This is a genomic window from Seongchinamella sediminis (assembly GCF_003457605.1).
Lineage (GTDB): Bacteria > Pseudomonadota > Gammaproteobacteria > Pseudomonadales > Halieaceae > Halioglobus > Halioglobus sediminis.
In genome coordinates this window covers 85,547-98,000 of record NZ_QRAN01000009.1, presented here as the reverse complement: position 1 = coordinate 98,000, position 12,454 = coordinate 85,547, and the positions used below count along the sequence as shown (strand labels likewise).

The following is a 12,454-nucleotide window of genomic DNA, read 5'->3' as shown; positions in this document are numbered from 1 at the left end:
ACTCTCGGTTTGTTCAGTGCAGCTTCTTCGCCAGTAGCTGGTTGACCATTTGCGGGTTGGCCTGCCCGCGGGAAACCTTCATGACCTGGCCGACGAAGAAACCCAGTAGTTTTTTGCGTTTGCCCTCGTCGGCGGCGAGATATTGTTCGACCTGGGCGCTATTGCCGGCGATGACCTCGTCCACCATGGCTTCCAGTTCGCCGCTGTCGGAGACCTGTTGCAGCCCCCTGGCCTTGATGATTTCATCGGCGCTGCCTTCGCCGTTCCACATCGCCTCGAACACCTGTTTGGCAATTTTGCCGGAGATGCTGTTGTCGAGGATGCGGGCGATAAGGCCGCCGAGATCCGCCGCAGAGACCGGGCTGGCGCCGATACCCAGTTCCGCTTTGTTGAGCTGGCCCAGCAGCTCCACCTGCACCCAGTTGGCGGCAATCTTGGCATCGCCACAGGCGCCCACCGCGGCCTCGTAGTAATCCGCCAGTTCCCGGCTGTCGGCGAGCACGTTGGCGTCGTAAGCCGACAGCCCGTACTGCTCCATGAACCGGTGCCGCTTGGCGGTGGGTAGCTCCGGCAGGGTCTCCCTGATCGCTGCCACATAGGCGTCGTCGATCACGACGGGCAGCAGGTCGGGCTCCGGGAAGTAGCGGTAGTCGTTGGCCACCTCCTTGCTGCGCATGGGCCGGGTCTCGTCGCGCTCGGCATCGTAGAGCCGGGTTTCCTGCACGACCTTGCCGCCGTCCTCGAGAATGTCGGACTGGCGTTCCACCTCGTGGCGTATGGCGCGCTCGACAAAGCGGAAGGAGTTGACGTTCTTGATTTCCGCCCGGGTGCCATATGCCGCCTGGCCCGGCGGGCGCAGGGAAATGTTGATATCACAGCGCATGGAGCCCTCGGCCATATTGCCGTCGGAGATCCCCAGGTAGGTGACCAGGCTGTGCAGGGCCTTGAGGTAGGCCACCGCTTCCGCCGCCGAGCGGATGTCGGGTTCGGTCACGATTTCCAGTAGCGGGGTTCCGGCGCGATTGAGGTCGATGCCGGTCATGCCGTGAAAGTCCTCGTGCAGGGACTTGCCGGCGTCTTCCTCCAGGTGGGCCCTGGTTATGCCGATTTGCCGGGTTCTGCCGTCCTCCAGCTGGATTTCGAACTCTCCGCGGCCGACAATCGGGTCGGAGAACTGGCTGATCTGGTAGCCCTTGGGCAGGTCCGGGTAGAAATAGTTCTTGCGGTCGAATACCGAGCGCATGCCGATCTCCGCGTCAATGCCCAGACCGAACATCACTGCCATGCGCACCGCCTGCTCGTTGAGTACCGGCAGCATGCCCGGCATGGCCAGGTCCACGGCGCTGGCCTGGGTGTTGGGCTCGGCGCCAAAGGCAATGGGCGAGCCGGAAAATATCTTCGATTGGGTGGCCAACTGCAGGTGCACCTCCAGGCCGATAACCGTTTCCCACTGCATCACTTGGCCCCTCCCAGTCCCGGTGTCAGGGTATGCCAGTCAGTTGCCTGCTGGAAGCGGTGCGCCACGTTCAACAGCGCGGCCTCGGCAAAGTGACGGCCAATCAATTGCAGGCCCACCGGCCTGCCGCCAGCCAGGCCGGCGGGAACAGACATGCCGGGCAGGCCGGCCAGGTTCACCGCCAGGGTGTAGACGTCCTCCAGGTACATGGCCACCGGGTCATTGCTCTTGGCGCCCAGGGCAAAAGCCGGGCCGGGGGTGGTTGGCCCGGCGATGATATCGACCCCCTCGAAGGCCTGGCTGAAATCGTTGCTGATCAGGCGGCGCGCCTGCTGTGCCTTTTTGTAGTAGGCGTCGTAGTAACCGGCGGACAGGGCGTAGGTACCGACCAGGATGCGGCGCTTCACCTCGTCGCCGAAGCCTTCCTCTCGGGTGCGGGTATAGAGGTCGTGCAGGTCTGCCGGGTCCTCGCAGCGGTGACCGTAGCGGACACCGTCAAAGCGTGACAGGTTGGTGGAGGCCTCCGCCGGGGCAATGATGTAGTAGGCGGGGATGGTCAGGCTGCTGCTGGGCAGGCTGATCTCCACCAATTCTGCGCCCAGGGCCTCCAGCTCTGTCAGCGCTGCCCGGATGCAGCTGTCGGTGGTGCTATCAAGGCCGTCGTCGAAGTACTCCCGGGGCAGGCCGATGCGCAGGCCCTGCAGGTCATTGCCGAGGGCCGCGCAGTAGTCCTCCACCGGGGTCTCGGCCGAGGTGGAGTCCTGCGGGTCGTGGCCGGCCATGGCGTTCAGCAGCAGGGCGCAGTCCTCGGCGGTGCGGGCCATGGGGCCGCCCTGGTCCAGGCTGGAGGCATAGGCGATCATGCCCAGCCGCGAGACCCGGCCGTAGGTGGGCTTGAGTCCGGTAATGCCGCAGAAGGCCGCGGGCTGGCGGATGGAGCCACCGGTGTCGGTGCCGGTCGCCGCAGGCGCCATTCTCGCCGCCACTGCGGCGGCAGAGCCGCCGGAGGAGCCGCCGGGCACCAGGTCCCGGTTCCAGGGGTTCCTCACCGGGCCGTAGTAGCTGTTCTCGTTGGAGGAGCCCATGGCGAATTCATCGAGGTTGGTCTTGCCCAGCATGACCGCGCCGGCGTCGTTGAAGCGCTGGATAACGGTGGCATTGTAGGGCGGGACAAAATTGTCCAGCATCTTCGAGCCACAGCTGGTGCGCAGGCCCTCGGTGCAGAATATGTCCTTGTGGGCGACGGGGATGCCGGTGAGCGCGTCGGCATCGCCAGCGGCCAGCCGTTGATCCGCCGCCCGGGCATCGGCCAGGGCGCGGTCGCCGTCAACGCTGACAAAGGCATTGTAGTTGGCGTCGTGCTCGCTGATTCGTTGCAGAAAGGCTTCGGTCAGCTCGACGCTGGAAAAGGTCTTGTCCCGCAGGCCCCGGGCCAGCTGGGCGACAGTCATATCATGCATTGCTGTGGTTTCCTGGAGCAGCCTTATTCAATAACTTTGGGTACGAGGTACAGTCCGTTCTCGACGGCGGGGGCGATGGCCTGGAAAGCCTCGCGGCGATTGATTTCGGTGACTTCGTCGGCGCGCAGGCGCTGGATGGCGTCCAGGGGATTGGCCATGGGGGCAACCCCGGTGGTGTCGGCAGCCTGCAGCTGGTCCACCATACCCAGAATTTCGGTAATGCGCTGGGTGACCTCGCCTATCTGGTCGTCGGCGATGCGGATGCGCGCGAGTTCCGCAATGTTTTCAATTTCGTCTTGCTCAATAGCCATGTTGTTACAACCGGGAAGAGAGCCGCCGGGATGCGGCAGGGGGCGTAAACTTATCACATTTGCGCCTTGCCCAAAATCCCCGCGGTTGTTACAGTTGACCGAATAATTTTCCACCCAAAAAAACGGTCGAAAATCGCCGCATTTCAAGGGTCTAGCACTCGTTGCGCGGCGCCAGGGAAGCATGCAGGACTGTCCGGCCCAGTTCCCCCGTTGTACTCACAAGGTAGTAAGACTTAATGCTGAAGAAATTGCGTGGAGTGTTCTCCAACGATCTCTCCATTGATTTGGGTACCGCCAATACCCTGATCTACGTGCGCGACAAGGGCATTGTGCTGGACGAGCCCTCGGTGGTGGCGATCCGGGTCCACAATGGCCAGAAGACCATCGAGGCCGTCGGCACCGAAGCCAAGCGTATGCTGGGCCGTACCCCGGGCAACATCACCGCCATCCGCCCCCTCAAGGACGGGGTGATCGCCGACTTCCAGGTGACCGAGAAAATGCTCCAGCATTTTATCGCCAAGGTCCACGAAAGCCGCTTTATCCGTCCCAGCCCCCGGGTGCTGGTGTGTGTGCCCTGCATGTCCACTCAGGTGGAACGCCGGGCGATTCGCGAGTCGGCCCTGTCGGCCGGTGCCCGCGAAGTCCGGTTGATCGAGGAGCCCATGGCCGCGGCTATCGGCGCCGGACTCAATGTGGAAGAAGCCAGCGGCTGCATGGTGGTCGATGTCGGTGGTGGCACCACCGAGATCGCCATTATCTCACTCAACGGCATTGTTTACCGGGACTCGGTGCGGATCGGCGGCGACCGTTTTGATGAGGCCATTGTCGCCCATGTTCGCCGCCGCTACGGCAGCCTGATTGGCGATGCCACGGCCGAGAAGATCAAGATGGAAGTCGGTTGCGCGTTTGGCGGCTCTGACCTGCGCGAAATCGATGTTCGCGGCCGCAACCTGGCGGAAGGCGTGCCCCGCAGCTTTACCCTGGACAGTGACGAGATCCTGGAATCCCTGCAGGATCCGCTGTCTTCCATTGTCCAGGCGGTCAAGTCGGCACTGGAGCAATCACCCCCGGAACTGGCGGCCGATATCGCCGAGAGCGGTATTGTGATCACCGGCGGCGGCGCCCTGTTGCGTGACCTGGACCGGCTGATCTCGGAGGAGACGGGCCTGCCGGTCATCGTCGCTGAGGATCCCCTGACCTGTGTTGCCCGCGGCGGCGGCCGGGCGATGGAACTGATGGACAGGCGAACCATAGACCTGCTGTCGACAGAATAAGTACACTGTCCCCGGAATTCCCGCAGGAATCGCTGAGGAGACGACATCAAGCCACTATTTGTTAAAGAGTCCACGCTGGGACTGCGCCTGTTCCTGGTAGCGCTAGTGGTCGTGGCTCTGCTCGCGGCCGACCTGCGCTTCAACGCCCTGCATAATGCCCGCTCGCTGCTGGAAACGGCGGCTACCCCAGTTTACTGGGTGGCGGACCTGCCCTCCCGGGTCATGGAATGGAACCAGCAGCACCTGGTGAGTCGCAGTGAGCTGCAGGAGCAGAATGAGCGCTTGCGCCGGGAAAACCTGGTGCTGGAAGGGCGCTCCCACCAGATGGCGTCGCTACAGGCGGAAAACGTGCGTCTGCGGGCGCTGTTGAACTCGTCCGCCATGTTGCGCGACGACGTGCTGGTGGCCGAGCTGATCGGGGTATCCCCGGACCCGGTGCGCCACCAGCTGGTGCTCAACAAGGGCGAGCAGGACGGTGTCTTTGTTGGCCAGCCGCTGATTGATGCCGGCGGCCTGCTGGGGCAGATCGTCAAGGTCAGCCCGCTGCTCTCCCGGGCCCTGCTGATCACCGACGCGACCCACTCCATTCCGGTGCAGGTCAATCGCAATGGCGTCAGGGCGATCGCCGAGGGCACCGGCAGTCTCACCTCCCTGGAAGTTCACCATGTGTCGGCAACCACCGACATCAAGGAGGGCGACCTGCTGGTCACCTCGGGCCTGGGCGGGCGCTTCCCGGTGGGTTACCCGGTGGCGGTGGTCAGTGAAATCGAGCGCGATCCCGGACAGGCCTTCGCCCGTATCATCGCCACCCCCAGTGCCGCCCTGGAGCGCAGCCGCCACGTATTGCTGGTGTTCACTGCCAGGCCAGCAGAAGGAGACTGATTCGTGGTCGACCAGCAGCCCCATGGCTACTGGCTGATACTGGCCAGCTTTTTCCTGGCACTGTGCCTGGCAATTCTGCCGCTACCCCACTGGCTCGCCTGGGGGCGGCCGGAATGGGCGGCCCTGGTGCTCGTCTACTGGGTGATTGCCCTGCCCCACCGGATGGGGCTGGTGACCGCGCTTGCCCTCGGCCTGATGCTGGATGTGGTCGAGGGTGCGGTAATGGGTCAGAACGGTTTCGCCCTCACTGTCGTCGCCCTGTTGGCGCTGCTGTTGTACCAGCGGCTGCGGGTGTACAGCCAGCTGCAGCAATCGGGGGTGATCTTCGTGCTGGTGGGCATTAACCTGATGATCTGCCAGTGGGTCCAGAATCTGGAAGGCGCCGGCGCCACGACCATGCTGTTCCTGTTGCCGGCGGTGTCCAGCGCCCTGCTGTGGCCGCTTGTTTTTCACCTGCTGCGCAGTCTGCGCCGCGCGTTCCTGGTGACCTGATATGGACCTGATTCTCGCATCCGCATCCCCCCGGCGCCGGGAGCTGCTGGACCAGATAGGGGTGCGCTACCGCTGTGAACCCGCTGACATCGATGAAACTCCGCGGGACAGGGAGAAGCCCGGCGATTACGTGCTGCGCATGGCCGCCGAAAAGGCCGCCGCGGTTGCCGGTCGGCACCGCGATGAAGGCTTGGCCGTGCTGGCGGCGGATACCTCGGTGGTGATTGATGAGGATGTGCTGGGGAAGCCGGCTGACCGTTTTGCGGGGCTGGGCATGCTGGCCCGGCTCAGTGGCCGCAGCCACAGTGTGCTCACCGCAGTCTGCCTGCATGGCCCGGACGGGATCAGCGAATGCGAACTGGTTGCGACCCGGGTCGAGTTTGTCCAGCTCAGCCGTGAAATGTGCGAGGCCTACCTCGCTACCGACGAACCCTGGGACAAGGCCGGCGGTTACGCCATCCAGGGCCTGGCGGGGGCTTTTGTCAGTTCCATCGAGGGCAGTTACAGTAATGTGGTCGGCTTGCCCCTCGCCGAGACCTGGCGGATGTTGTCGGCACGGGGCATAGCCGGTGCGCTTGGAGGTTAAGGTGAATGGGGCCTGATAGTGAGTGAGGAAATCCTGGTCAATGTAACACCCATGGAAACCCGGGTGGCAGTGGTCGACAATGGAGCTACCCAGGATATTCACATCGAACGCAGTGCCCGCAAAGGCATGGTCGGCAATATCTATGCGGGCAAGGTGGTCCGGGTGCTGCCCGGCATGCAGGCGGCCTTTGTCGACATTGGTGCCGAACGCACCAGCTTTATCCATGTGTCCGACATCCACGTACCCGGATCCGATGGCCGGTCCCGGGCCTCCGACGCGATCGCTGACTATCTGCACGAGGGCAAAAAAGTCATCGTCCAGGTCACCAAGGACCCCCTGGGCAGCAAGGGCGCCCGTCTCACCACCGAGTTATCGGTGTCTTCGCGCTACCTGGTGTTCATGCCCCAGAGCAGCCACGTCGGGGTATCCCAGCGCATCGATGATGGCGAGGAGCGCCAGCGCTTGCAGCAGTTGCTGGCCCAGGCGCTGGAACAGGAGGAGATGACGGGGCAGGGCGGTTACATTCTGCGCACTGCCGCCGAGGGTGCGGGCCTGGAAGAGATTCGCGCCGACCTGCGCTTCCTGAAGCGCCTGTGGACGGTGGTGTCGCGCCGGGGCAAGGCCGCGCGCAAGGCGGAACTGCTGTACACCGACCTGGCCCTGCACCTGCGCACGGTGCGCGACCTGGCCCGCCCCGGGGTCGAGCGCATACTGGTAGACAGCCGGGAAAGCTTTACCGCCCTGCAGGAGTTTTGCAGCGAGTACATGCCCGAGGTATCGGGCTTGCTGGAGCACTACCCCGGTGAGCGGCCGCTGTTCGACCTGCACGGCATCGAGGAAGAATTGCAGCGGGCCCTGAGCCGCAAGGTTGAGCTCAAGTCCGGCGGCTACCTGGTGATCGACCAGACCGAGGCAATGACCACCATCGACGTCAACACCGGTTCCTACGTCGGCCGCCGCAACCTGGAAGAAACCATATTCAAGACCAACCTGGAGGCGGCCTCCATGCTGGCCCGCCAGCTGCGCGTGCGCAACCTGGGGGGTATCATTATCGTCGACTTTATCGACATGCGCGACGAGGAGCACCGGCGGCAGGTGCACCGGGCGCTGGAGAAGGTCATGGCCCGTGACCCGGCCCGCAACAAGATTACCGGTGTCTCGGAACTGGGACTGGTGGAAATGACCCGCAAGCGCACCCGGGAAAGCCTGGAGCAGCTCCTGTGTGAGGAGTGCCCCGTGTGCAATGGCCGCGGCGTACTGAAAACCGCCGAAACCGTCTGCTACGAGATCTTTCGGGAAATCATGCGCGACGCCCGGGCATACGATAACGACACACTCATGGTGCTGGCCACCCAGGGAGTAATCGACCGCCTGCTGGACGAGGAGTCGGCCAACGTCGCGGACCTGGAGGAGTTCATCGGCAAAACTATCAGTCTCCGGGTCGAGCCCGACAATAATCCGGAACACTTCGATATAGTGCTGCTCTAAGCACTGTATTCAGGGCGGCGAGCAACCCGGGACACGAACATTTGCAACGATCGATTTTTCACAAACTGAGCAGTTTTCTGTGGGGCCTGGCGGTGCTGGCAATCGTGCTGCTGGCAACCTATGTCAGTGTCGGGCGCCTGCTCAGCAGCAACCTGCAGGGCTGGCAGGACCAGGTGCTGGATGCGCTGAATCGACGGGTGCCGTTCCAGATCCACGCCCAGCGCATCAGCGGCGAGTGGCATTCCTTCACCCCGGAAATTCTGCTCGACGGCCTGGAGCTGGTTCTCCCCGAACGCGAGGCCGTGCCCCTGCAATTGTCCGGCGGCCGCATGGGTATAGACGTTTCCCGGTCCATCGCCACCCGCAGTTTGCAGTTCACATCACTGCAACTGGAGGGGCTGACGCTCGTCGCCGAGCTCAATGCCGAGGGTCGGCTGGTGATTCCAGGCCTGACCGGCAGTGGTGGTGAACTGGGTGGCTGGCTGCAGGATTTCCTGCTCAATATCGAATACATCACCCTGCGCGACAACAAGCTCAGGCTGCTGCTGCCAGGCGGGGAGCAACGTGACTTCGCCCTCGACCTGCACCTGGCCCGGGAGGGCAGTGTCAGGCACTTGCGCGCCGACATGCTGTCCACCGCCGGTACCGACATCCACCTCACCGGACGCGGGCTGGGCAATCCGTTTCGCCCGGCAGAGTTCGAGGGAGTGCTGTTCGCGAGGCTGGATGCGGGGGACCTGGGGGCGTTGTCGCAGGTGCTGTCCAGCCAGCCGGCGCTGTCCGCCAGCGGTCGCCTGGACAGTGAGTTCTGGCTCACCTGGGATCGCGGTGAGGCCGGCCTGGATATGGATTTCGAGATCTACGACCTGCTGCTGGAGCCGGCGGATGGCGAGTGGTCGCTGCCCCTGGATGCGCTCTCTTTCCAGGCGACCCTGGTACAGGGCAGGAACCACCGCAGCCTGTTCGCCGACAATTTCAGTGCCAGTCTGGACGACGCCGAGGTCAATATCCCGCGCCTGCAACTGGATGCCTGGGGCAGTTCGCTGCGGCTGAGAACGGGCGCCGTGGACCTGGAGCCACTGAACCGGATACTGCAGTCACTGCCGGGGATGCCGGCTACCCTGCAATCGGTATTTGCCACCCTGGCGCCGCGCGGCGAGCTCACCGCGCTGCAGCTGGGGGTGGGCGACTACACCGACCCCCTCGCGGAATGGGACGTGGAGGGCAACTTCGATCGCCTGCAGGTGGATTCCTGGCGCGGTGCCCCCGGGGTTCGCTCCGCTACCGGCTATTTCGAACTGTCGGAAACCGGCGGCTACGTGGTCATAGACAGCCAGCAGTTCACCATGTCCTTTCCCACCCTTTACCGGCAACCGCTTTACTATGACGACTTCTTCGGTACGCTGGGCCTGAGCTGGGATGCAGACGGGCTGCTGCTGCACAGCGGCCTGATCACCGCTTCCGGGGTGGAGGGAACGGCCCAGGCGCTGTTCTCCCTCAATATCCCCTTCCACAGCACCGAGGCGGGACTGGAAATGGACCTGATGGTGGGGCTGGCCAGTTCGCACCCCATTCACCGGGTCAAGTACATCCCCTACACCCTGAACCAGAACCTGCTGGACTGGCTGTCGACAGCGGTGGGCGAGGGCGAAGTGGAACAGGCGGGCTTTATCTGGCGCGGCAGCCTGAAGCGCGGAGCCGCTGACCTGCGCACGGTGCAGTTGATGCTCAACGTGGATAACACTTCGCTGGCCTACCACCCCGACTGGCCACCGGTCAGCGCTGTGCGGGGAGCGGTACTGCTGGACGACACCGATGTCAGTGTCTGGGCCGATAGCGCGAAACTGTATTCGTCCACCGTCGAGCGGCTGTCGGCGGAAGCCTGGATGGACGAGGAAGGGCAAATGCGGCTGGCGATCGATGGCTGGGTGGTCGGCAGTGCCGAGGACGGGCTGCGCGCGGTCAATGACTCCCTGCTGGGGCGCCTGACCCGGGAGGCCTTTGCCGACTGGCGTGCCAGCGGTGAGCTGGAAACGGAACTGCAGCTGGAGCTGAACCTGGCAGACAGCAGCGAGGCGCCGGTGGTGGATGTCAGCGTAGACCTCCAGCAGGTCGACCTGGAGATCAATCCCGGCAGGCTGGCGGTAGACGATTTGAGCGGCGAGTTGAGCTATGACTCCCGGCGTGGATTCCGCTCGCGGGATATTCAGGGCGAACTCTGGGGTGAGGCTGTGCGCCTGGAGATCGGGCAGCGTTCCCTGCTGGGCGAGGATGCGGGCTTTGATTTCGGCCAGTCGGCGGTGGAGATAGACCTGGCAGGAACCGTGGAAGCCCGCGCCCTGCAGGGCTGGTTGCAGCAAGATGCGCTGGCGCTGGCCGCCGGGCGCGCCGAGGTCAGCGGGAAAATAGCGGTATTGCCCGGCGAGCTGCCGCTGTTGACCCTGCAGTCGTCCCTGCAGGGAATGGCCCTGGACCTGCCGCAACCCTGGACCAAAAGCCGGGAACAGGCCGTGCCGCTGGAGGTGGCGCTGCCCCTGGGACCGGAGCAAATGGTTCTGGGCCTCGCCCTCGGCGAGGCACTGTCGCTGCAGCTGGATATCACCGGGGGCAGCCTGCAGGGTGGGGCGCTGGGGGTGAATACCCATCCCCCCGGATTGCTCGACGGCCAGTTACAGGTGGCGGGCACGGCCCCCCTGGTGGATGTGGACGGCTGGCTGGCATTTACCCGACAGTATTTGTTGCCGGCAGCAGACGCGGCTCCCGATCCCAATGATCCCCCGGCGCCGGCCGGGTCGCCGGCTGCGCCGGGGGGGGAAGGCCTGCGCCTGGTGATTGACCAGGCCCACGCGGAACGCCTGCTGCTCTGGGGCAGCGAGTATGCAGATGCGAGGTTCAAGCTGTCACTGGATGCCAGCGGCTGGGAGGTCGAGGGCGGTATCGAGCGCCTGCAGGGCAGCTATCGCCAGGATACCGACGGCAGCGGCGCCCGGCTGGACCTGGATTACCTGGATTTGTCCCCGGCCGTGTCCGAGGGGACAGCCGCGGAAAAAGCCGCCGCCCGGCCAGGAGCGCTGCAGCTGCCGCCTATCGATGTGCGGGTCAGCGAGCTGCGCCGCAACGGCCGGGCGATCGGCCAGCTGCAACTGGTGCTCGAGTCCGCTGGCGGCGCTCTGCGGGCCCGGGGCATCGTCGGTGAGGTCGCTGGCCTGGAACTGCTGCCGGAGCCGGCGGCGGAGCTGGTCTGGACGCCGGGGCAGGGCACCACACTGCAGGCCAGGCCGCGCTTTGCCGACTTCGGCGATACGCTTGAGCAACTGGGCTACGCCCGGTTCCTGGAAACCGAAACAGGCCGGCTTGAGCTTGAGCTGGACTGGCCCGGCCCGCCGCAGGCGGTATCCCTCGCCGGGCTGGGCGGCCGTGTAGGCGTCGATGTGGGAGCGGGCCGGTTCCTGCAAACGCCGGCGGCCGCCGGTGCGCTGCAGGTCGTGGAGATCGTCAACCTGGCCGATATCGTGTCCAGCCTCAGTCTCTCCCACATGTTTGAATCCGGCATCAATTTTCACAACATGGACGGCGAGATACTTTTCCACGGCGGCAACCTGGAAGTGGCGGAGCTGACCGTGAAGGGCAGCTCCAGCGCGTTTTCCATGAGCGGCGTATCCGACATTGCCAGTCGCAGCCTGGACGGGGAACTGGTGGCGACCCTGCCGGTGGCTAATAACCTGCCCTGGGTCGCCGCCCTGGCGGGTGGTTTGCCGGTAGCCGCCGGGGTGTTTGTGGTGAGCAAGGTGTTCGAAAAGCAGGTCAACCGGCTGTCCAGCGGCGTGTATACCATTCAGGGGACCTGGGACGACCCGCTGGTGAAATTTGATCGCATCTTCGACGACGAGGTGCGCCTGTCCAATGGCGAGAACCTCCCGGAGGCCCCCAATTCAGCGGCCCCGCCAGCGCAGCCGGGCGCCGCTCAGCCCGAGGCGCCGTAGGTTTCCAGTAACTCGCGCAGATAGCGAAACAGCTTGCGGCTGGCGGCGGGTGGCTTGCCCCGGCTCAGCTCGCGCTGGTGTTGCAGCACCAGCTGGCGCAGCTGTTGCCGGTCTGCCTGCGGCCAGCGCGCTAGCACTGTTTCCACCCCATCCACACCGGCTTCCAGCACCTCATCGCGCAGCTGCTCCAGTTGCTGAAACAGGGCCTTGGCTTCCCGTGCCGGCTGACGCATCGCCTCCAGTGCCGCCTCGAAGGGCTCGGGCTCCACGTCGCGCATCAGCTTGCCCACATACTGCAGGTGGCGCTTGAGGGCGTTCTTGCTGCGGATGCGCCGGGTCTCGCGCAGCGCCTCCAGCAGCTTTTCATCCTCAATGGGCAACTGCGCGAGCTGTTTGTCATTCAGTTCGCTGAGGGTCTTGCCGAGGTCCTGCAGGGCATGCATCTGCCGTTTGACGGCAGATTTGCTGGGGCCCTCCGCCAGTTCTTCTTCGCTGTGGTCCGGATAATCGTGCATAACTCGC

10 protein-coding genes are annotated in these 12,454 nt (G+C 64.4%); 6 read left to right on the top strand and 4 right to left on the bottom strand.

The features are described from left to right. Positions 1–13: 13 nt before the first annotated feature. The 3 genes from gatB to gatC are packed head-to-tail and all read right to left on the bottom strand — an operon-like array spanning position 14 to position 3,227. Positions 14–1,456 carry an Asp-tRNA(Asn)/Glu-tRNA(Gln) amidotransferase subunit GatB gene (gene gatB, locus DWB85_RS10095; protein WP_117954115.1) on the bottom strand — a complete coding sequence of 481 codons (1,443 nt, stop codon included), beginning with the start codon at positions 1,454–1,456 and terminating at the stop codon, positions 14–16. Beyond that, positions 1,456–2,916, bottom strand: a complete 1,461-nt coding sequence (gatA, locus tag DWB85_RS10090; protein WP_117954114.1) for an Asp-tRNA(Asn)/Glu-tRNA(Gln) amidotransferase subunit GatA — start codon at positions 2,914–2,916, stop codon at positions 1,456–1,458. The genes gatB and gatA overlap by 1 nt, the downstream gene beginning before the upstream one ends. Positions 2,917–2,939: 23 nt before the next feature. Beyond that, a complete protein-coding gene (gene gatC / locus DWB85_RS10085) occupies positions 2,940–3,227 on the bottom strand; it encodes an Asp-tRNA(Asn)/Glu-tRNA(Gln) amidotransferase subunit GatC (protein ID WP_117954113.1) in 288 nt (95 codons plus the stop codon). A gap of 236 nt (positions 3,228–3,463) precedes the next feature. Between gatC and DWB85_RS10080 the strand changes: the two genes are divergently transcribed. The 6 genes from DWB85_RS10080 to DWB85_RS10055 are packed head-to-tail and all read left to right on the top strand — an operon-like array spanning position 3,464 to position 11,932. Further along, on the top strand, positions 3,464–4,501 hold the full coding sequence (locus DWB85_RS10080) for a rod shape-determining protein (RefSeq protein ID WP_117954112.1): 1,038 nt from the start codon (positions 3,464–3,466) through the stop codon (positions 4,499–4,501). A gap of 45 nt (positions 4,502–4,546) precedes the next feature. Next, on the top strand, positions 4,547–5,383 hold the full coding sequence (mreC, locus tag DWB85_RS10075; protein WP_117954111.1) for a rod shape-determining protein MreC: 837 nt from the start codon (positions 4,547–4,549) through the stop codon (positions 5,381–5,383). Positions 5,384–5,386: 3 nt separating this feature from the next. After that, entirely contained in the window at positions 5,387–5,875 is a 489-nt protein-coding gene (gene mreD / locus DWB85_RS10070) for a rod shape-determining protein MreD (protein WP_117954110.1), read from the top strand. Between the two features lies 1 nt (position 5,876). Next, entirely contained in the window at positions 5,877–6,461 is a 585-nt protein-coding gene (locus DWB85_RS10065) for a Maf family protein (RefSeq protein ID WP_117954109.1), read from the top strand. An 18-nt stretch (positions 6,462–6,479) separates the two neighbouring features. Further along, positions 6,480–7,949, top strand: coding sequence for a ribonuclease G (rng, locus tag DWB85_RS10060; protein ID WP_117954108.1), 1,470 nt, complete (start codon positions 6,480–6,482; stop codon positions 7,947–7,949). 41 nt (positions 7,950–7,990) lie between these two features. Continuing rightward, positions 7,991–11,932 (top strand): YhdP family phospholipid transporter, encoded by a 3,942-nt coding sequence (locus tag DWB85_RS10055; protein ID WP_117954107.1) that lies wholly within the window; start codon positions 7,991–7,993, stop codon positions 11,930–11,932. Here the strand turns inward: DWB85_RS10055 and yjgA are convergent. After that, positions 11,914–12,447: a ribosome biogenesis factor YjgA gene (gene yjgA / locus DWB85_RS10050; RefSeq protein WP_117954106.1), complete on the bottom strand. Its 534-nt coding sequence runs from the start codon at positions 12,445–12,447 to the stop codon at positions 11,914–11,916. The genes DWB85_RS10055 and yjgA overlap by 19 nt on opposite strands. Positions 12,448–12,454 lie beyond the last annotated feature (7 nt).

Excerpts from the sequence above, each read along its gene's own strand:
- gatB (WP_117954115.1), bottom strand. The coding sequence starts at position 1,456 with ATGCAGTGGGAAACGGTTATCGGCCTGGAGGTGCACCTGCAGTTGGCC.
- gatA (WP_117954114.1), bottom strand. The coding sequence starts at position 2,916 with ATGCATGATATGACTGTCGCCCAGCTGGCCCGGGGCCTGCGGGACAAG.
- gatC (WP_117954113.1), bottom strand. The coding sequence starts at position 3,227 with ATGGCTATTGAGCAAGACGAAATTGAAAACATTGCGGAACTCGCGCGC.
- DWB85_RS10080 (WP_117954112.1), top strand. The coding sequence starts at position 3,464 with ATGCTGAAGAAATTGCGTGGAGTGTTCTCCAACGATCTCTCCATTGAT.
- DWB85_RS10065 (WP_117954109.1), top strand. The coding sequence starts at position 5,877 with ATGGACCTGATTCTCGCATCCGCATCCCCCCGGCGCCGGGAGCTGCTG.
- yjgA (WP_117954106.1), bottom strand. The coding sequence starts at position 12,447 with ATGCACGATTATCCGGACCACAGCGAAGAAGAACTGGCGGAGGGCCCC.